An 18,694-nucleotide genomic window follows, 5' to 3' on the forward strand; every position below is an offset into this window, starting at 1 on the left:
CAAGCTGACAGCGCGGGTTCGATTCCCGTCACCCGCTCCATCGCGAGGCCCGGACCGACACGGTCCGGGCCTTCGTCGTTCTCGGGCACGGCCGCCCGCCCCGCTTCAAGAGAGGAACCAGCGATGCGCGTCCGCATGAAGGTCACGATCTCCGGCACCCGCGACGGCCAGCCCTGGCCCGAGCGCGGACAGAGCGTGGACCTGCCCGACGGCGAGGCCAAGCAGATGGTCGCGGCAGGCCTGGCCGAGCCGCACGACGACAGCGACGACGGCGAGGACGGCCAGCCGCCCGAGGAGAACACCGCCAACCCGGGCGAGCCGGAGAAGGCCACCGGCCGCCGCAAGCCCACGACGAAGTCGGCCGTCGAGAAGTAGCCCGGGAGGCTTCCATGGCGCTGCTCACCCTCGCCGAGGCGAAAGCCCAGCTCGACAACGACACGGACACCGACGACCTCGAGCTGCAGGTGTACATCGAGGCACTGACCGCAGCGATCGAACGGCACGTCGGGCCGGTGGAAACCCGGGAGTTCGCCGAGACGATCGAGGGCCGCAGCAGCTCCCTGTGCCTGTCCCACATTCCGGCCGTCGCCCTGGTGTCGGTCGTCCCGGCCGTGGACGCGGGCGACGCTCTCGACCTGGACGCGCTCGTCCTGGACGGCGCCACGGGCATCGTCCGCTACCGGGGCGGCTCGTTCACGGGGACGCTGTGGCGGGTCACGTACACGGCCGGCCGCGGCGAGGTGCCGCCCACCATCAACCTGGCCGCGCGGATCCTGCTTCAGCACCTGTGGCGTACCCAGTACGGGGCATCCCGGGGGCTGGGCAGCATCGGCGGCGGCGACGACTTCTCCGTGACCGAGCCGGTGCCCGGCTGGGGCTACGCGATCCCGAACAGGGTCCTGCAGCTGCTGGAGCCGTACAAGGTCCCGCCGGGGGTGGCCTGATGCTGACCTCTCGTGTCCCGGCCGCTGTGGACGGGCTGCTGGCGGTGCTGCGGGCGGCACCCGGCCTGGCGGACGTGACGGTCGTCGACGGGCCGCCAGCGGTCAACCTGACCCCGCGGCGCCTGCTCTTCGTGGGCTGGCAGCCTGGGGGCGAGTCGGCGGTGTCTCTCGCCCAGACGTTCAACGGCGCTGGCGCCAGGACCCGCGACGAGACGTTCCAGATCGCCGGGTACATCGAGGCCCGCACCGGCGACAAGGACATGCAGGCCCGCCGGGCTGCAGTGTTCGCGATCCTCGGGGAGATCGAGACGGCGCTGCGCGCCACGACCGACGCGCCGGACGCGCCCACGCTGGGCGGGGCGGTGCTGTGGGCGCACCTGACCGCGGGCGACCTCACCCAGATCCAGAGCGAGGGCAGCACCGCCGGGCTGGCGTTCACGGTGACCTGCCAGGCCCGTATCTGATCCACCACCACAAGGGAGCAAGTGATGGCGCGTGTGCGCTTTCTGGGGCCGGAGCCGGTGACCGTGCCCGAACTCGGCCGGACTGTCCACCCGGACGAGGTCGTCGAAGTCTCGGACGAAAGGTTCGACGGCTACGTGTGCCAGCCCGCGAACTGGGAGTCCGTCGAAGAGCCCGGGGCGAAGGCCTCGAAGAAGACCGCGGTCAAGCCGCAGAAGGAGGGCTGATCCATGGCGATCGGATCCGGGCTCGGTGCCCAGCTCGGCATCGCAGCCGAGACGACCTACGGCACCTACGTGGCGCCGTCGAAGTTCATCGAGTTCACGCAGGAATCGCTGGCGCTGAAGAAGACCACGGCGCAGTCGGCGGGGATCGCGGCCGGCCGTCTGCTGGCGCTGTCGTCGCGGCGCGTGCTCACCCGCCGCGAGGTGGAGGGCAGCCTGGACATCGAGGTCGCCAACAAGGGCATGGGCGCCCTGGTCCAGGCGCTCATGGGCACGTCGGTGACGCCGGTGAAGCAGTCGACCACCACGGCGTACATGCAGACGCACCTCCTGGCGGACACCCGGGGCAAGTCCCTGACGATCCAGAAGGGCGTGCCGCTGACGACTGGCACGGTCACGGCTAAGTCTTTCGTGGGCTGCAAGGTCACCTCGGCGGAGTTCGCGTGCGAGGTCGGCGGCATGCTCACCGGGTCGTTCGAGTTCGACGGCAAGGACTGCGACGAGGCGCAGCCCCTGGCGGTCGCGTCGTATGGCAACTCGTCCCCGTTCCACTTCGGGCAGATGACCCTGAAGACGGGCGCGTTCGGGTCGGAGACGGCGCTGGACGGCATCCGCAAGGTGTCGGTGAAGGTGGAGCGGCCGCAGGATGTGGAGCGGTTCTACGCGAACCAGGCGTCGCTGAAGAAGGAGCCGATCGCCAACGACCAGGTGAAGATCACCGGGTCGCTGGAGACGGACTACGCCGCCACCACCCTGGACGACCTCCACACCTCGGACGCAGCGTTCTCCCTGGTGTGGGAGTTCACCGGCGCCCTGATCGAGACGACCTACGCCGACACGTTCCGGGTCACGCTCCCGGCCGTCCGCCTGGACGAGGGCCCGCCCACCGTGGATGGCTTCGGCGTCGTCAAGCCGACGTTCAACTTCACCGGCCTGTACGACGGCACGAACCAGCCGAAGATCGAGATCATCTCGACCGAAGCGACTCTGTGAGCCCGGCGTGGTTCAGAACATTCGCGTGATCGGTACCGGCCAGCTGCTGGAGTTGTCGGCGCGGCTGCGCCGGGCCGGTCACGAGAACATCCGCTCCAGCTTCCACCGGCGCATCCGGCGGGCGGCGGAACCCCTGCGCGACGACCTGCAGGACGCCATCCGCCGCCTGGACATCCGCTCGCAGGGCCGGGGGTTCGGCAAGCGTGGCGGGCGGTCGCCGACCACGCGCCCCCTGCGCCGGTCGATCGCCGCAGCCATCCGCATCTCGGTCCGCAACACCGGCAATCCGGGCGCCCGCGTCTGGCTCGACAAGGGACTCCTGCCGCCAGACATCCCCATGGGCGTCGTGAACCGGCTCAACGAAGGCCGCCTCCGGCACCCCGTGTTCGGCAACAAGCGCCGGTGGGCGCAGCAGAACGCCACGCCTCTGTGGTGGGACCGGACCGTGCGCTCTCACCACGACCGCATCACCCGTGAAGTCGGCCGCGTCGTCGATGACGTGCGCCGGCACCTCGAATAGGAGCAACACCCGTGATCGTTGTCTACACCCCTGCGGGCGGCGAGCCCGAGCAGTACGACGCGTCCAGCCTGCGCGTGTCCGAGGCCGCGATCGTGCAGCGCACCGTCGACATGAAGTGGCAGGAGATCAAGGAGGGGTTGGAGAGCGACGACCTGGACGCGATGCGCGGCATCGTCTGGGTCATCAAGAAGCGCTCCCAGCCCAGCCTGCGGTTCGGGGAGTTCGACCCGGGCGTGGACGAGATGGTCTCCCGCATGGACCGGCGGGAAGTCGAGGCCTACGTCGACAACGCGTTCGCGACCACGCAGGACGACAGCGAGCTGACCCCGGAGACGGTGGCCGGCATCCTCCTCGAGCGGCTGCCGAGTGTGGCCGCCGATCCTGAGCACGCGCGCGCCCTGATCGACGCCCGGGCCACCAGCCCAAAAGCGGCGGCCGACGAGCCGCTGCCGGAGGAGACACCGGGCGAGGCTACGAGCCCGAGCCCGACATCGAACGAGCCCGAGGCCTCTACCTCGGACTCTTCGCCCACGTCCTCCACATCCCCCCTGCAGCCGTCGACGAGCTGACCATCGACGACTTCTACAACCTGACCGCCTGGATCGACCAGCACCAGGCAGCCCTCCAGGCGGAAGGTGGTTGAGCCGTGCCGTCGATGAACTTCCTCCTCACCGGCCAGGACCGGTTGAGCCACGTCTTCGACCGGATTGGGGACCGCGCGCAGCGGCTTCACCGGCGCATCGACGATGCGACCACTCGCGGCAATGTCGCAATGAGCCGCTTCACCAGTAACACGTCCCGACGCCTGTCCCAGATGCAGCAGGACAGCGAGGCCGGCGGGAAGGCGCTGGAGAAGCTGGCGGGCGCCGCGCTGCTGCTGGCTCCGGCCGCGATCCCGGTCGCCGCAACGCTGGCGCCGATCGCAGCCGGGGCGGGCACGGTCGCCGTCGCGATCGCAGCGATGGGTGCCGCCCTGGTCCCGCAAATCTCTGCTCTGGGCGACGCGGCTGAGGCGGAGACGAAGTGGCAGGACGCGGTCGCCAAGAGTGGCGCCACCTCGGCGGAAGCAGCGCAGGCGCAGGCTGCCTACGCCAAGACCGTGGCCGAACTGCCGCCCGCCACACGTCAGGCGGCGGCCGCGTTCAGCGTGCTCAAGGACGAGTTCGCGGACTGGTCCGACGAGCTGGCCGGCGACACGATGGCCCCAGTCATCAAGAGCATCGGCATCGCCAACGCCCTGTTGCCGAAGACGTCCGGCCTAGTCCGTGCCGCCTCGTCGGAGACCGACCGCTTCCTGACGATCATCGGCGGCTCGATGGCCTCTCCTGGCTTCGACCGCCTCAACGACAAGTTCACCACGTTCACACAGCGCACGTTGCGCAACCTGAACGACGGATTGGTGCACCTGCTGCGCACCAGCGACGGCAAGGTCGGCAGCAACCTGGCAGAGTTCATGGACTACGCCAGAGCCCAGGGGCCGTTGGTCTCCAGCGTCCTGCGCAACATTGGCACCACGCTGATGAACGTGCTGCGGGCGGGCAGCGACGTCGGCGTGGGCATGCTGCAGGTCATCAACGTCCTCGCCAAGCTCGTCTCGGCGGTCCCGCCTGGCACCATCGCCGCCCTCCTGCAGCTGGCGTTCGCGATGAAGGTGACTAAGGCGGCCGCGTTCGGTCTGGCCGCGGCGCGCACGGCCGTGGCTGCGTTCATGACGCAGCTCATCGCGATGGGGAACGCGGCCGCGGGCACGCCTGGGCGGCTGCGCGCGGTCGGCGCGGCGATCGGCGCCCTGTCCCGCAGCGCGAAGGTGGCGCTGGCTGGCACGGGTATCGGTCTGCTGCTGGTCGCGCTCGCCGAGCTGCAGCAGCGGGGCAAGTCGGTGCCTCCGGACGTCGACAAGCTGACCACGTCGCTGGGCACGCTGGGCCGCACCGGGCGGGTCACGGGCGAGGCCGCGCGGGTGATGGGCAAGGACATGGAGGGCCTGGCCTCCGCTGTCGAGCGTGTCGCTGGCCACAGCGGCGGCATGGACTCGTTCAACGACGTCATGAACCGGATCTTCACTCTGGGCATGGCGGACAGCAACTCCATGAAGGTGGCCAAGGAGGACCTGGACGGTATCGACCAGGCGCTCGCCAACCTCGTCAAGGGCGGCAACGCCAGCTTGGCCGAGGCCGCGCTGAAGCGGATGAGCGACGCCTACGGCAAGGGCGGCCGGGACACCCGTGAGTTCACCTCGCGGCTGGACGCCTACAAGCAGGCTCTGGCTGACGCCAAGTTCGAGCAGCAGCTCGCCGCCGACAGCATGGGCCTGTTCGGCGCGCAGGCGCAGGCCGTGCAGCAGAAGCTGAACGCGCAGAAGATGAGTGCGGACGGGCTGCGCCAGTCGATCCAGGCGCTGTCGGAGACGTCCCGGAACGCGTTCGACGCCGAGACGAAGTTCGAAGCGGCGATCGACAACGTCACCAAGTCGCTGAAGGCCAACGGCAAGACCCTCGACGTCGGCACGGACAAGGGCCGCGCAAACCGGGACGCCCTGTCGCAGATGGCGGCGGCGACCGAGGACGCCGCGGCCAAGGCCCGCGAGAACGGCGCCTCGTGGACAGAGGTCACCCGGATCTACGACAAGGGCCGCAAGACCCTCGTCGACAACGCGTTTGCGATCACCGGCAACCGGAAGGAAGCCGAGCGGCTCGCGGGCACGCTGCTGAAGATGCCGTCGCCGAAGATGCGCCTGGAGATGCGCACCGAGGGCGCGATCACAAGCCTCAACGGTGTCGTGGCGGCGATGAAGAAGGCGCCCGACTCGAAGAAGGTCACGGTCAAGGCGCTCACCGCGGACGCGGTCAGCATGCTGCGCGACCTCGGTTTCAAGGTCACGCGGCTGAAGGACGGCCGGTTCAAGATTACGGCCGAGACCGCGAACGCCAAGGGCAACATCGCTGCGGTCCAGAAGGCCCGCGACGCGCTCAAGGACAAGACGATCACGCTGGAGGCGCGGGACCGGGCCAGCGCCGCCGCCCGCGCGATCCAGCAGGCCCTCGCGGGACTGCGGAACAAGACCGTCACCATCACGACCGTTCGGCAGACGATCGCCCAGTACAGCACCGACACCCGGCCCTACACCGGGCAGGGCGGTGTCAGCAAGAACGCCGCAGGCGGCCCGGTCGAAGCGGGCGAGGTGTCCTTGGTCGGTGAGAACGGGCCCGAGCTGGTCGTGTTCGGTCAGGCGGGACGTGTCATCGACGCCACCACCACGCGCGCTCTGAAGGCGGGCACGGCCAGTGCCGGGCGGGACGCTGCCCGAGGCCTGACCACCGGGATGGGCGGCTCGACGGGAGGGGTGTTCTCCGCTGCGCAGACGATGGCGGCCGCGGTCACGGCCGGCATCCGGACGGAGTTGGAGATCGCGTCACCGTCGAAGAAGACGCGGGCGCTCGCCAAGGACGTTGGGCGCGGCTTCATTCAGGGGCTGACCAGCACCCGGGCGAAGATCAAGTCGGTGTCGGCTGACCTGGTCAAGGACATCAAGACGGCGTTCTCCGGCAAGAAGGAGTCCAGCCTGGTCGCCGCCGTTAACTTCCAGACGAGTCGACTGATGGCCCTGGCGGCCAAGCGGGACAAGCTCGCCGCGAAGATCGCCGAGGCGAAGCAGTACGCCAAGGACGTCACGAGGAACGCACGGGACCAGGCCAGCCTCGGCAACTTGGGCATGCAGCCCGAGGAGGTCACCGCGGGCGGCATCAAGGCCGGCCTGGCGGCCAAGCTCGCGAAGATCAAGCAGTTCAGCAAGTACATCGACATCCTCGCCAAGAAGGGCCTGAACAAGGGGCTGTTGCGGCAGATCCTCAACATGGGCCCGGAGGACGGCTACGCCTACGCGTCCGCTCTGGTCGGCGCGGACAAGAACACGTTCAAGCAGATCAACAGCCTGCAGAGCCAGCTCGACAAGTCCACGGACAAGCTGGGCAAGCGGGGCGCGGACATCCTGTACGACTCCGGCAAGAACGCCAGCAAGGGGTTCCTCACGGGCCTGGCTTCTCAGCAGAAAGACATCGAGAAGCTCATGCTGAAGATCGCCCAGGGGATGCAGAAGAGCATCAAGAAAGCGTTGGGGATCAAGAGCCCGTCCACGGTGATGGCCAAGCTGGGGCGCTTCTCCACGCAGGGCCTGGCCCGCGGTCTGGTCGGCGCGCTGCCGGAAGTCGACCGCGCCCTCGGCGTCGTCACCGGCCGCGTCGCCTCGGCTCAGCCTGTGCTGGGGCGGCCCGCTGTCGTGGCCGGCGGGGGCGGCGGGGTCATGCAGGTACAGGTCGACATCAACGGGGCAATGGACCCGGTCGCTGTCGGCAAGGAACTGCAGCGCGTACTGCTCATGCTCAAAAGAACGCAGGGCCTGAACGTGAAGCTGGGGGTGGCGTAGTGGCGTGGCTGGTGGAAATGGGCTGGGGCGGCCTGGTGCAGTACCCCGACACCATCACCTGGACGGACATCAGTCAGTACGTCAGCACAGCGCGGGCAATCACCATCACCCGAGGCGCCGCCGACGAGTTGTCCGAGACGCAGCCTGGCACGGCGACCTTGGCCCTGGACAACGACGACGGCCGGTTCACCCCGGGCAACTCCTCGTCGCCGTACTACCCGTTCGTGCGGCGCAACGCGCCGATCCGGATCGCGGTCGCGCACATGCCGACGCGGTCCGGGGCGGCGCCCTACCCGGTCGGGCAGCTGGGCGACGACTTCGACGATGGCCGCGTCGACTCGGTGCTGTGGCCCAACTCCTACGGCGGGGTCGTCGAGCGGGGCGGCGTGGTCCGCATCCCGGTGAGCACTGCCGGGGATGCGGGCCTGCAGTCGGTGCGGCAGTGGACGCTGAAGGGCAGCCGCCTCACTGCCAAGCTGGTCACCGTCCCGAAGGCGGGCGGTTCGTCGAACGTGGCCGCGTCGATGTGGGTCAACTCCACTACGGCGGGCACGCGGATCGGCTGGCGGTACGACGCGCTCACCGGCCTCCTCGCCGCGTCGAACCAGGCGGCGTACTTCGACGGGTCCGCCGTGAACCTCACCTACTCGCCGATCGACCACGCGTGGCTGCGGGTCCGGGAGTCCGGCGGCACCGTCTACTGGGAGACGTCCCGCGACGGTTTCAGCTGGACCGTGCGCCGCACCCTCGCTGCGCCCGCGTGGGTGTCCAGCCAGACGCACGCGGTCGAGTTCCCCGCCACCCGCACCGGCGGCACCAACGACTTCATCGAGTGGGACCTGGTCGGCGCCATCATCAAGCCCCGCTTCTGCGGCACGGCCAACGAGTTCCCCGTCGACTGGGAGGGCCTCTCCAGCACGGTCACGGTCACGTGCACCGACCTGTTCAAGCGGCTCAACCGGCTCCCCGTGCTCCGGAGCATGGCGGCCGAGGAGGTCCTCGCGTCCGGGCCGCTCGCGTTCTACCCGCTGACCGAGCCGTCCGACTCCACCAGCGCGGGCGACCTGTCCGGCATCGGCGCGGGATCCCTGACCATTCAGCAGGTCGGTACGGGCGGCACCCTCGCCATGGCTGCCGCGCCGGGGCCGCCCGCCACCGAGGACCAGGTCCCGCTGTTCACTCCGTCCTCGGCGACGGCCGGGAAATGGTTGTCGGCCAACATGGGCGACGACGTCCAAACGCAGCTCAATGGCGGCCGGCCAGTGCTCGAGTGCTGGTTCCAGACCACCACCGCCGGCCGGGCCATCATGGCTCTGGCGTCCCCGGACCTGCAGTACGTGCACGTGCTGTCCCTGTCCGGCAGCGGCCAGCTGCAGATCGAATGGACCGACACCGGCGGCACGCTGGCGACGGCACCGATCCCCTTTACGCCTGGCCTGGCGGACGGAAACTGGCACCACGTGGCCTTTGGCCAATATTCGAAGCTTGTGTTCCTCGACGGCGCGCTGGCGATGGCCGGCGTATCCGTGCCCTATGGCACCGACCAGCGCATCTTGCATATCGGCGGCTACCGTGGCACCCGCCTGTGGTCCGGGTCGATCGCCTACGTTGCCCTGTACGGGGTGGCCCAGGCCGCCGAGTCCCGGCTCGCCAGCCACTACAGGGCCGGGGCGACCGGGTACGCGGGCGAGAGTGCGGCCGAGCGGATCCAGCGGCTGGCTCGGTATGCGGGCGTGGACAGCGTGACGATTCTCGGTGGCACGTTCGACCCGATCGCGTCCCAGGCGGCGGGCGGCACGCAGGTCGTCGCCCGCATGCGTGAGGTGGAGTACACCGAGTCCGCGAAGCTGTACGCCGAGCGGGACTACTTCGGGCTCGCATTCCAAAGCCGCGACCTGCGCTACAACCCGGACCCGTCCGGCGAGGTGTTCACGGTCACCTACGCCGACCTCGAGCCGGGAACGAGCATCTCCGACGACGACCAGAAGATGGTCAACTCGCTGCAGGCTTCCCGGCCCGGCGGCGCCACCCAGCGGGTCACCGCGCCCTCGAGCATCACGGCGTTCGGACTGTACGAGCCGCAGCCCCTCGACATCCTCAAGACCAGCGACAACAGCGTCTTGGACGCCGCCTACTGGGTCGTGTCCCGGTACGCAAACCCGGGGCCGGAGTTGCGCGAGGTGGTGATCGAGGCGTACACGATGCCCAACTATCTGGACATCCTCGACGCCGACATCTCCAGCTACTTCACCGTCTACGGCCTGCCCTCGCAGGCGCCCGCGTCCTCGATGCGGGTCACGGTCGAGGGCTACACCGAGACGATCAAAGAGCGCAGCCACGTGATCCAGTTCCACACCAGCGCCTCCTTCAACGACTCCGTGTGGGTCCTCGGCGATCCCGTGTACTCCAGGCTCGACTCCACCACCCGCCTCGCCTACTGATCGGAGCACGCCCATGGCCGTGTCCGCCCTGCCCGCCGCGTCCATCGTGACCGCCGAAACGTTCTACCTGCCGCCGCCCCCGCGCCGGGGCCAGCCCGCGGAAGACTGGTCGCAGATCCCCGGGGCCGAGCTGGTCTACGCGTGGGTCGAGTACCGGCTGGGCCGCCGCGTCCCCGTCCCGACCGAGTCGGTGCCGGACCATCCGGGGCTGTACGCCTGGATCGATGACGGCCGGTGGATCACCGAGTGCGATGCCTGCCGGACAGCGTGGGCCGTCTCCGTGGCCGACCCGCGTTTCGGGTGCGCGGAATGCCGGCGGGACTGGGTGCCGCTCATCGTCCCCGATGACATCGAGGCCGCCGAGGCCGAGGCGCTGAGCCTGACTCGCCGGTTCTGGTGGCACCCGGACGACCCGCGCAACCCGGTGCAGCCCGAGCCGGAACCGGAACCCACGCCCGAGCCCGAGCCCACGCCCGAGCCGGAGGCCCCGGAGGTGGGGGCGTGACGTTCGCACCGAAGACGTGGATCGTCGGCGAGACCGTCACGGCGGCCTTGTTGAACCAGGAGATCCGCGACCAGTTCAACAGCATGTTCGACGCGTGGACCACGTACACGCCGACGTGGACAGCGACGACCAACCCGGCCCTCGGGAACGGGGTGCTGACCGGCCGGTATCTCAAGGTCGGCCGGAAGTGCCTTGCCGACATCCGCCTGGAGATGGGGTCGACCACCACCTACGGCAGCGGCGCCTACGCCTTCAGCGTCCCGTTCGCAGCAACGTCCGCCGTCGTCGACTACCTCGGCACGGCCCGGCTCGCGGCTGGCGCCTCAACATGGGCCGGGCAGGCCGTGATGAGCGCTGGCAGCACCGTCTTCTCCTGCACTTTCCCCACATCGGCCACGGACTCGCGAGCCGCATCCATGACCGGCGCCGCCCCGTCCACCCTCGCCGCCGGCCACATCCTGCGCGCGCAGATCGAATACCAGACCGCCAACTGACCCAGCCCTACCCCGCCCGCCCCGCGCCGATGGCCGGGGCCTTTCTCATGCCTGGAGGCATCCCGTGGCAACTCCACTCACCGCTGCCCAGTTCCTCGCCGCCCTGAAGGCTGAGGGCGTGACCGTCGTCGAGGTCGGCGACTGGAAGAACCACAACCGCAACGCGAAGGGCCCGTGGGGTCCGGTGCACGGCGTGATGATCCACCACACCGTCACCAAGGGCACGGCGAACACGGTGAAGATCGTGCGCGACGGGTACGCCGGACTGCCCGGCCCGCTCTGCCACGGCATGATCGCCAAGGACGGGCGCGTGCACACGGTCGGCTGGGGCCGCGCCAACCACGCCGGCCTCGGTGACCCGGACGTCTTGTCCGCGGTCATCGCAGAGCGGCGGCCGCCCGTCGACAACGAGGCCACCGCCGACGGCAACCGGGCCTTCTACGGCTTCGAGTGCGAGAACCTCGGCGACGGCAAGGACCCGTGGCCGACCGAGCAGATCGAGGCCATCGTCCGCGTGATAGCCGCGATCTGCCGGCAGCACGGGTGGGGCGCCCGGTCGGCGCTGCGGCACCTGGACTGGCAGCCCGGCAAGGTCGACCCGCGCGGGCCCGGCATGGACTGGGAGCAGATCCTCGACCGCGTCGCGAAGCGGCTCGACAGCAAGCCGCCCACCACCAGCCTGCCCGCCCCGGCCAAGCCCACGGTGTCGCTGTCCAAGCTGGTCAAGGCGGCGAAGACCGACCCGCAGGCCAAGGGGACGCCGGTCACCTACGCCGGGGTGCGCGCCGTGGAGGCCGCGCTCGTCGACGAGGGCCTGCTCGCCAAGACGTACCTGGACGGCCACTACGGCACGGCCACCAAGGACGCGATGAGCGGCTGGCAGGAGCGGTGCGGGTTCCGCGGCCGCAAGCCTGGCCAGAGCGCCGACGGCATCCCCGGCAAGGACTCCCTTAGCCGCCTCGCCGCGAAGCACGGTTTCACCGTCACCGCCTGATCCCAGAAGGACACCATGAAGATCTCCAGCATCGCCAAGTCCATCGTGGCCGGCCTCGCCGCGGGCGCCACGGCTGCAGTCACCGCCGTGCAGGACGGTCAGGTCACGGCCACCGAGGGCATCACCATCGCGCTCGCGGTCCTGGGCGCCTGGGGCGTCACCTACGCCGTGCCCAACAAGCAGCCTTCGACGGGCGCCTGATGGGTGCCGTGGCGGTCCGGCGGCTCACCCGACGACTGCCGCGGCGCCCTGCTCACCCCCCACTGCACCATCGGAGGTCCTGCGTGGACGCTGCGCAGCTCGGCGCCGTCGGAGCCATCGCCGTCGGGCTCGCATCTGCGGTCGGCGCACTGATCGGGCAGCGGGGCGCGAATAGGGCCTCGCAGTCCGGCGCCGTGCTCGGCGGCTACTCGACACTCGTCGACAACCTGCAAGAGGAACGCGACAAGTTGCGCGACCGGCTCGTCGAAAACGAACGGCAGCTCGCCGCCGCCTACGCCGAACTCGCCAGCGAACGCGCCGACAAGGCGGCACTACAGCGGCAGATCACCGAACTCAGCAGTGAGAACACGCGGCTGCGCGCACAGATCGTCGAGCTGGGAGGACACCCCACGTGAACACACGTCGCCACGCGAGGCCGCTCCACGTACAGCAATGGCGATTCCTCGCGGTCGCAGCCGTGCTACTCGTGCTGTCAGGTGCGGTCGTCCTCGTGTGGCTACGCATCGACGCGGGAGACCGCCGGGCGGATGACCTCGCCGCCGAGGCGGACCTGCGCGGGGACGCCGTGGCCACACTGGCGACGGATGTGCGGGTGCTGCGCTCGCAGATCAAAGCGGGGGGAGGGACGCCGGCGGCGCCGGACCCGTCGCGGGCGGTCGATGATCTGCCCGCGCGTGCTCAGGTGCCTGTGCCAATCCCGGGCCCGGCCGGGCCTCGCGGTCCGCAGGGCGAGCCAGGACGGCCGGGTGCGACGGGCCCGCCCGGCTCGCCCGGCCCTGCAGGACCGTCCGGCGGGCAAGGCGAGCCCGGCGCTACGGTGACCGGTCCAGCAGGCCCGGCGGGGTCGGCAGGGTCGGTAGGGCCCGCAGGACCCGCAGGACCCGCAGGACCCGCAGGACCGCCCGGCAAGGACGGCAGGGACGGCCACGACGGCAAGGACGGCAGGGCCGGGCAGGCATGCCCCGACGGGTACAGCCTGCAGGCGCCGTCATGGGATGCCGACGCGCTCGTCTGCAGGCGGGACGGCGCCCCGCCGCCGAACCAGCCCGGCAACAACGGCAACGGCAACACCCCGGAGGCGTTAGGCCTCGACCCGCACCGCCGCCAGTACCCATGACCACGGCCCCGTCCTCCTTCGGGAGGGCGGGGCCGCTTCGTCGTTACCGCAGCCCTTAGCCGGTCGGCCCCGAGGAGTTGACCGTCACCGATACCGCCGGCACCCAGTACCCGGTCAGTCCGCCCGCCGTGATCTGGAAGCACGGCCGCCCGTTGACGATCGCCCGCCGGTCCGTCGGCGCGTTCGACGGGTTCACGAAGGACACCGTCCTGATGGTCGCCGTGCCGTCCGTCGCCACCTTGTACGTGTCCACCGGCACGCTGCCGCCGGGGAACGTCACCGTGCGGGTGGGCCGGTACAGGGTCGTCAGGTACTGCCCGAGCAGGTGCGAGTTGGGCCATGCCTCGCCCACCCACCAGCCCTCATACGGGCCCGCGCTGATCCGGTAGTAGATGCCCCGGTTCTGGATCCGGCGCCGCATCGACGCCGGGGCCTGCGTCGCCCGGCTGAACGTCACCGACTTGGTCTCCAAGACCTTGTCCGCCCTGGACTCCACCCAGGAGCCGTCCGCAGCCGTGTCGTACCGGTACAGGGTGTGCGTGCCGGCCGCGAACTGGACCGTGCCCGTCACGCTGGCCGGGTAGTCGTCGACGAGCCGATCCGTGTGGTCGGCGAAGTCCGGGCTGCCAGTCTGCCAATGCAGTTGCCGCAGCAGGTTGATGTGGTGCTGGTGGTAGGAGGGCGCGGGTATCCGGTGCGTCTGGCAGTAGTGCGAGGCCCACTTGGTGTTCCGCAGCTGAGGGAAGTACCTGGCGATGGTGGTCGCGCACCCGTCGTACAGGGCTGCCGCATCCTGGCTGCCCGTGGCGACGTAGTAGTCCCACAACCCGAACATCGCGAAGACCATCCCGTTGTATGTGTAGTCGCCGGTGCCCGGCTCGCTGCCCGGGTACTCCTGAAGCCACACATAGCCAGCGCCGTCGACGTTGACCGCCCACGGGTAGCCGTCGTCCGCGACCTGAAGCGACGCGAACGCCGCGTCGGCCGCCGCGAGATACCTGGCCCGGTCCTCGCCACAGACGCCGTCCAGCTGGGACAGCTGCGCGAACAGGGAGATGGCCTCGCCCTGCGCCATCCCCGAATACCACGGCGCCTTGTACGAGACACCGGTGTGCACGGCGTGCGTGAACGGGAAGGGGTACGGGAACCACCAGCTGCCCCGGGCCTCAAGCCGTTTGGCGATGAGCCGGTCCGCCTGCGTCTTCGCCCGCGTCAGGAACACCGCCCGGCGAGCCGGGTCCGTCTCCGCGCGGTAGCTGGAGATACAGCCCAGCCCGAACTGCGCCTGACCCACGGGGTGGTCGAGTCCGGCGCTGCCGACGTCCGGGTAGTACAGGTACACGCCGCCAGAGTCGAGATGATAGGTGCCGGTTGCGGGGGAGACGTTCTCCCACTTGGTCGGCCGGTCACGCCACGGCCGCATCTCCTCCGGCAGATCAGTGACGAGACGGTAGCCAGCCTGCTGAAAGGTAAGTTGCATATTACAAGTGTCCCCGGCAGCGGCACGGATAGCGAGGGCCTGACGTGGCGTCCGCCGGCACCTGGGCGCGCTCAGCCGTCGAGGGGCGGCCGGTCGGCGACGAAGGTTCCAATCCCGGTCTCGCCGCGCAACCAGCCCTCACGACGCAGATAGGCGAGCGCCTTCTGGCTCGTCGACGCCGCGACCCCCAGCTCGGTTGCCAGCTCCAGCGTCGAGGGCACTCGGGTCCCGGGCGGATAGGTGCCGTCCTTGATCCGGCCGATGACGATCTGCGCGGCCTGCCTCCATACCGCCCGCGTCCGGTCGAGATCAGCGCTCATACCGGCGACCGTAGGTTCCCGCACCATGCCGCGCGACCGCAGGACCCCTCGGCAACCCTCGGTAAGGCGCGGTATGGTCTGGGTCACAAGAAACCCCCGCGGCCTGGCAGGGCCCGGGGGGTGTGGCCACCGCTACATAGGGAGCAGTGACGCATGGATCGTAGAACACAAGCGCCGACGCCGGCAGTGCCCGGGTGTTCCGAATGCCGACGACTCAAAGTCGAGGAGGCCAGCGCGGAGCGGGCGGGCGACCTCTCGCGGGCGATCGACTGCCGGGTGTGGCTCCGCCGGCATCGTGCCACCGCGCACCGGGGCGAGCAGTGAGCGCCGGGCAGGCCGGCAAGGCGCCCATGCGGCTGATGACGATGCGGGTGACCCGTATCCACGACGGCGAGATCATCGAGCGGCGTGACGAGGTGTGCGTGACGGCTGATGAGCCGCTTGACCCGTTCGCGCTGACTTCGGCGTGGCCGCCGTGCCGGTGCCCGCGGTGCCGCCACTGAACTCCCGGACCCGGCAAGAACGCAGGCCGGGCACGGGCAGGGGCCCCGCCCCCGCCCCCCGTCGGGGACGGGGCCCCATCACGTAACAACCACCAGAAAGGCAACACATGGACAGCACCACTCTGCCCTGGCACGTGTCGAGCTACAGCACCGGCAACGGCGCCTGCATCGAGGTCGCCAAGACGTCGTCCGGCGCGTACTTCCGGGACACCAAGGACCGTCCCCGCGGCGCCGCAGCCGTGGCGCCCACGCGCCTGGACCACGTTCCTCGGCGCGGTGAAGGTGGGCACGCTCGGCGCCTGACCCTTGCGCGCTGCGGCCCCGGCTGGTGTCCACACCGGCCGGGGCCGCTTCATCGCACAAGGTCGGCGAGCGGCACGCCCAGGACCCGGGCGACGCGCGCCAGCGTGGACAGCTTCACGTCCCGGCCGGCCTCCACGTGCTGCAGCGTCCGCCGATCGATGCGCGCGGCCTGCCACACAGCGTCTTGGGTCAGGTTCTGCCGGAGCCGCTCGGCGCGCACCCGGTCCCCGATGGCCTGATGGACCTCGGAGAGCCAGCTGTCGTCATCGTCGTCGGGCAGGGCAAGCACTCGACAAACGTCGATGCCGCGTGATCATGTGTCTGCGGAATACGTTCCGCCTTTTCCGATCTTGATTGACCGGCATGCACCGTGGGACACGGGGCATCCGGTCCGCATGGCGTGACATTCCATCAAGTTCGACCCGTAGCCTTGCGGTTCTGGCATATGCCGCAGGGCTGTGTGTAGTGTGCATATTCGAACGGGTGTTCACACGAACGGGTGAATGACCAGGTCGGCATCCGTTTGTTAGACATGGTGTTGACCGGGCAAACCAGCCGTGCCGGACCGTTCACACAGTGGTCCCCCCCTCTGTACGGTCCGGCACTCCGGGCGCCCCTGCCCTCCCGCCAGTGGGAGCGCAGGGGCGCCCGGTTCGTCTGCTGACCTGCAGCAACGCCATGATCATTTAGGGGATATTTAGGAGACCAACTCCCGTAGTGAGTGTGTAGTCAGCCCGTAGTGAGTGTGTAGTCAGAGTGAGTGCGACCGCACGACGAAGGCCCCGGCCCCCATCTGACCTGGGGAAACCGGGGCCTTTGCCCTGATCAACAGTGTGCCCCCGGCAGGATTCGAACCTGCGACACCCGCTTTAGGAGAGGGATTCTCTAGCCGCTGGTCTTCCCTGATGGCACCTGCCGGGGGAGTACCGGTCAAGATCATTTAGGAGAGATTTAGGAGATCAACTCCGTGGGATGCTTCATCAGGTCCACGCGGCCCCACAGCGTGCGCAGCCCCACGTTCGCCATCGCCTTCCAGAATACGGACTCCAGCCCGTCCAGCCGTTCCGCGCGCATCGCCGGAGTCGGCCGCTGATAGTGCCGCTTGATGCCGGGCCGCCGGTGACCGGCCGCCTCGAACGCCAGCGGCTCCTTCACACCGATCTCCGACTGCATCGTGTCGTGCAGCGCCCGCAACGCCCGCATGTCCAAGCCCGGCAGGATCGGCTCCCACGCCGCCCGGTACGCGACGCCCTGCCGCTTCGACCGCTCCTCACGCCCGTCGCACGCCGGCCGGAAAGACCGTGACCAGTTCCCCCGGCGCCAGGGCGTCCCGCTCGGCGTGCTGAACGGCCGCTCGTGCGGCCAGTCCTGACGGTGGTTCCGCAGCAGCACGGCCAGGAACGGCGGCACGTCCACGTCGCGCGTCGAGCCGTCGTTCTTCGTCGGCTCCAGCTTCAGGACGTACCCCTTCTTACGGCCCCGCTCGTCGCGCTCCTGGTACTCCGCATACTCCTCGACCACCCGCAGGATCGGGCACACGAACTCGCCCGCGCCCCACGGCTGGCGCCGCATCAGCAGCACGTTGTCCCGATGCAGTCCGAGGCCCTCGCCCCAGCGCAGGCCCGTGAACGCCGTCGCCAGCACGTGCACGCCGATGGCCGGCCCGAGGCGCTCCGCGACGAGCACGGCATCCTCCGGGCGGGCCCCGCCATCCCGGCGGACCTTCGGTGGCTTCGTCCAGGCCGCCTCACCCGACGTGTCGCGGGTGCGGCGTCGGCCGAACAACGGGTTCACTGTGATGTACCCGGCGTCCACAGCCGCCGTCATGATGGTGGACATCAGCGACACGCAGTGCCCGCGGGTAACGTCCTCCACCGTCATGCTCTGCTGCCAGGAGTCGACGTCGAACCACGAAATGGCGCCCAGCGGCACGTCTTTCCACCTGGGCAGGATGTGGTTGTCCAGCCGGTCCCACCGGGTCCCGACCGTGCGCCCCCGCTTACGGCGGGCCGCCATGAACGCCTCGGCGAACTCGCCGAACGTCGTGGCCCGCTTGTCGGGGTCAATCCATGTGCCGGCCTTGATGAGGCGCTCCTGCTCGTCGCCCCACTCCTCGGCCAACTTCTTGGTGGCGAAACCAGGTTCGGACCCCCAGGTGCCGTCCGGTTTCTTGTACCTCGAGCGCCACGTGAACTGCTTGGTCTGCTTGCCGTTCCGGACCTTGTACACCTTCTCTGCGAAGGCCATTGCCCCGCTCCCTCCCCCTTCAGATCGCCGTGCGGCTGGTCCGCCGCGCAGGCCTGCGCTGCCAGTTCGCTGATTCCTTGGACTGGGCGCGGGTGAGCGCCCGGGCCGCTCGCTCGGTGATGAGCGAAGCCCGGACGGTGTAGTGGATGAAGTCGGGCCGGTCCTCGACGATCAGCGGAATGTCGTGCTCGATGCGTTGTCGTCGATCCATAGTGAAGGGAATCTGGCGCCCGCGGGGGCTTCCCGGGGAACGCGGCTCCCAACGCTGCATCTGCTCGGCGAGCGCGTCCTCGAACGCTTTCCGGCCTTCCTCCGTGACGTCGTCTTCGTGGACCCAGACGACGAGCCCGGAGGGCTGATCACCTATGTGCGGCGTGAAGTAGTTCCCACTGCGTCGCACCACTCGCGCAAACATGTAATGCCCCGATCCGCCGAGTGGTCCCCCCCTCCCGGTGACGGTACGTGCATGCAACCACACTTTGCGCGGTAGCACACTAGGGCA

The 18,694-nt window shown here is 69.5% G+C and carries 20 protein-coding genes and 1 pseudogene; 16 read left to right on the forward strand and 5 right to left on the reverse strand.

The window, feature by feature from the left end; translation table 11 throughout:
- Nucleotides 1–123: 123 nt before the first annotated feature.
- From ACWGKI_RS14630 to ACWGKI_RS14695, 14 genes are all read left to right on the forward strand, one after another.
- Nucleotides 124–375, forward strand: a complete 252-nt coding sequence (locus tag ACWGKI_RS14630; protein WP_376126001.1) for a hypothetical protein — start codon at nucleotides 124–126, stop codon at nucleotides 373–375.
- A 14-nt stretch (nucleotides 376–389) separates the two neighbouring features.
- Nucleotides 390–944: a hypothetical protein gene (locus ACWGKI_RS14635; RefSeq protein WP_375852331.1), complete on the forward strand. Its 555-nt coding sequence runs from the start codon at nucleotides 390–392 to the stop codon at nucleotides 942–944.
- The gene (locus tag ACWGKI_RS14640) at nucleotides 944–1,408 is read left to right on the forward strand and encodes a hypothetical protein (protein WP_376041182.1); all 465 of its coding nucleotides are present in this window, start codon (nucleotides 944–946) and stop codon (nucleotides 1,406–1,408) included. Before ACWGKI_RS14635 ends, ACWGKI_RS14640 begins: the two co-directional genes overlap by 1 nt.
- Nucleotides 1,409–1,432: 24 nt before the next feature.
- Nucleotides 1,433–1,633, forward strand: a complete 201-nt coding sequence (locus ACWGKI_RS14645; RefSeq protein WP_365438247.1) for a hypothetical protein — start codon at nucleotides 1,433–1,435, stop codon at nucleotides 1,631–1,633.
- 3 nt (nucleotides 1,634–1,636) lie between these two features.
- Nucleotides 1,637–2,623, forward strand: coding sequence for a phage tail tube protein (locus ACWGKI_RS14650; RefSeq protein WP_375852329.1), 987 nt, complete (start codon nucleotides 1,637–1,639; stop codon nucleotides 2,621–2,623).
- A 25-nt stretch (nucleotides 2,624–2,648) separates the two neighbouring features.
- On the forward strand, nucleotides 2,649–3,143 hold the full coding sequence (locus ACWGKI_RS14655) for a hypothetical protein (RefSeq protein ID WP_376175194.1): 495 nt from the start codon (nucleotides 2,649–2,651) through the stop codon (nucleotides 3,141–3,143).
- An 11-nt stretch (nucleotides 3,144–3,154) separates the two neighbouring features.
- Nucleotides 3,155–3,712 (forward strand): hypothetical protein, encoded by a 558-nt coding sequence (locus tag ACWGKI_RS14660; protein ID WP_375852327.1) that lies wholly within the window; start codon nucleotides 3,155–3,157, stop codon nucleotides 3,710–3,712.
- Nucleotides 3,713–3,789: 77 nt separating this feature from the next.
- Complete coding sequence (locus ACWGKI_RS14665) at nucleotides 3,790–7,566, forward strand: hypothetical protein (protein ID WP_380736068.1); 3,777 nt, start codon at nucleotides 3,790–3,792, stop codon at nucleotides 7,564–7,566.
- An 11-nt stretch (nucleotides 7,567–7,577) separates the two neighbouring features.
- Nucleotides 7,578–10,007, forward strand: a complete 2,430-nt coding sequence (locus ACWGKI_RS14670; RefSeq protein WP_452187953.1) for a hypothetical protein — start codon at nucleotides 7,578–7,580, stop codon at nucleotides 10,005–10,007.
- 13 nt (nucleotides 10,008–10,020) lie between these two features.
- A complete protein-coding gene (locus ACWGKI_RS14675) occupies nucleotides 10,021–10,512 on the forward strand; it encodes a hypothetical protein (RefSeq protein WP_375852338.1) in 492 nt (163 codons plus the stop codon).
- Nucleotides 10,509–11,006 carry a hypothetical protein gene (locus tag ACWGKI_RS14680; RefSeq protein ID WP_375852337.1) on the forward strand — a complete coding sequence of 166 codons (498 nt, stop codon included), beginning with the start codon at nucleotides 10,509–10,511 and terminating at the stop codon, nucleotides 11,004–11,006. The genes ACWGKI_RS14675 and ACWGKI_RS14680 overlap by 4 nt, the downstream gene beginning before the upstream one ends.
- A gap of 64 nt (nucleotides 11,007–11,070) precedes the next feature.
- Complete coding sequence (locus ACWGKI_RS14685; protein WP_375852336.1) at nucleotides 11,071–12,000, forward strand: N-acetylmuramoyl-L-alanine amidase; 930 nt, start codon at nucleotides 11,071–11,073, stop codon at nucleotides 11,998–12,000.
- Between the two features lie 15 nt (nucleotides 12,001–12,015).
- Nucleotides 12,016–12,201, forward strand: a complete 186-nt coding sequence (locus tag ACWGKI_RS14690; protein ID WP_375852335.1) for a hypothetical protein — start codon at nucleotides 12,016–12,018, stop codon at nucleotides 12,199–12,201.
- Nucleotides 12,202–12,284: 83 nt separating this feature from the next.
- Complete coding sequence (locus ACWGKI_RS14695; RefSeq protein ID WP_375852334.1) at nucleotides 12,285–12,617, forward strand: hypothetical protein; 333 nt, start codon at nucleotides 12,285–12,287, stop codon at nucleotides 12,615–12,617.
- A gap of 777 nt (nucleotides 12,618–13,394) precedes the next feature.
- Here the strand turns inward: ACWGKI_RS14695 and ACWGKI_RS14700 are convergent.
- Together ACWGKI_RS14700 and ACWGKI_RS14705 are read right to left on the reverse strand one after the other, a co-directional pair.
- On the reverse strand, nucleotides 13,395–14,819 hold the full coding sequence (locus tag ACWGKI_RS14700) for a D-glucuronyl C5-epimerase family protein (RefSeq protein WP_375852343.1): 1,425 nt from the start codon (nucleotides 14,817–14,819) through the stop codon (nucleotides 13,395–13,397).
- A 71-nt stretch (nucleotides 14,820–14,890) separates the two neighbouring features.
- The gene (locus ACWGKI_RS14705; protein WP_375852342.1) at nucleotides 14,891–15,139 is read right to left on the reverse strand and encodes a GntR family transcriptional regulator; all 249 of its coding nucleotides are present in this window, start codon (nucleotides 15,137–15,139) and stop codon (nucleotides 14,891–14,893) included.
- A 320-nt stretch (nucleotides 15,140–15,459) separates the two neighbouring features.
- On the opposite strand from ACWGKI_RS14705, the gene ACWGKI_RS14710 reads away from it, so the two are divergent.
- A complete protein-coding gene (locus ACWGKI_RS14710) occupies nucleotides 15,460–15,642 on the forward strand; it encodes a hypothetical protein (RefSeq protein WP_376126677.1) in 183 nt (60 codons plus the stop codon).
- A gap of 107 nt (nucleotides 15,643–15,749) precedes the next feature.
- Nucleotides 15,750–15,884, forward strand: a pseudogene (locus tag ACWGKI_RS14715) (DUF397 domain-containing protein); the annotation flags it as partial.
- Between the two features lie 110 nt (nucleotides 15,885–15,994).
- Here the strand turns inward: ACWGKI_RS14715 and ACWGKI_RS14720 are convergent.
- From ACWGKI_RS14720 to ACWGKI_RS14730, 3 genes are all read right to left on the reverse strand, one after another.
- Nucleotides 15,995–16,234, reverse strand: coding sequence for a helix-turn-helix domain-containing protein (locus ACWGKI_RS14720; RefSeq protein WP_375852340.1), 240 nt, complete (start codon nucleotides 16,232–16,234; stop codon nucleotides 15,995–15,997).
- Between the two features lie 662 nt (nucleotides 16,235–16,896).
- Nucleotides 16,897–18,192 carry a hypothetical protein gene (locus ACWGKI_RS14725; protein WP_375852355.1) on the reverse strand — a complete coding sequence of 432 codons (1,296 nt, stop codon included), beginning with the start codon at nucleotides 18,190–18,192 and terminating at the stop codon, nucleotides 16,897–16,899.
- A 19-nt stretch (nucleotides 18,193–18,211) separates the two neighbouring features.
- Complete coding sequence (locus ACWGKI_RS14730; protein ID WP_375852354.1) at nucleotides 18,212–18,607, reverse strand: hypothetical protein; 396 nt, start codon at nucleotides 18,605–18,607, stop codon at nucleotides 18,212–18,214.
- Between the last annotated feature and the right edge of the window lie 87 nt (nucleotides 18,608–18,694).

It is taken from the genome of Isoptericola sp. NPDC055881, from assembly GCF_053615895.1.

Excerpts from the sequence above, each read along its gene's own strand:
- ACWGKI_RS14675 (WP_375852338.1), top strand. The coding sequence starts at position 10,021 with ATGGCCGTGTCCGCCCTGCCCGCCGCGTCCATCGTGACCGCCGAAACG.
- ACWGKI_RS14705 (WP_375852342.1), bottom strand. The coding sequence starts at position 15,139 with ATGAGCGCTGATCTCGACCGGACGCGGGCGGTATGGAGGCAGGCCGCG.
- ACWGKI_RS14630 (WP_376126001.1), top strand. The coding sequence starts at position 124 with ATGCGCGTCCGCATGAAGGTCACGATCTCCGGCACCCGCGACGGCCAG.
- ACWGKI_RS14690 (WP_375852335.1), top strand. The coding sequence starts at position 12,016 with ATGAAGATCTCCAGCATCGCCAAGTCCATCGTGGCCGGCCTCGCCGCG.
- ACWGKI_RS14645 (WP_365438247.1), top strand. The coding sequence starts at position 1,433 with ATGGCGCGTGTGCGCTTTCTGGGGCCGGAGCCGGTGACCGTGCCCGAA.
- ACWGKI_RS14635 (WP_375852331.1), top strand. The coding sequence starts at position 390 with ATGGCGCTGCTCACCCTCGCCGAGGCGAAAGCCCAGCTCGACAACGAC.
- ACWGKI_RS14640 (WP_376041182.1), top strand. The coding sequence starts at position 944 with ATGCTGACCTCTCGTGTCCCGGCCGCTGTGGACGGGCTGCTGGCGGTG.
- ACWGKI_RS14700 (WP_375852343.1), bottom strand. The coding sequence starts at position 14,819 with ATGCAACTTACCTTTCAGCAGGCTGGCTACCGTCTCGTCACTGATCTG.
- ACWGKI_RS14730 (WP_375852354.1), bottom strand. The coding sequence starts at position 18,607 with ATGTTTGCGCGAGTGGTGCGACGCAGTGGGAACTACTTCACGCCGCAC.
- ACWGKI_RS14650 (WP_375852329.1), top strand. The coding sequence starts at position 1,637 with ATGGCGATCGGATCCGGGCTCGGTGCCCAGCTCGGCATCGCAGCCGAG.
- ACWGKI_RS14725 (WP_375852355.1), bottom strand. The coding sequence starts at position 18,192 with ATGGCCTTCGCAGAGAAGGTGTACAAGGTCCGGAACGGCAAGCAGACC.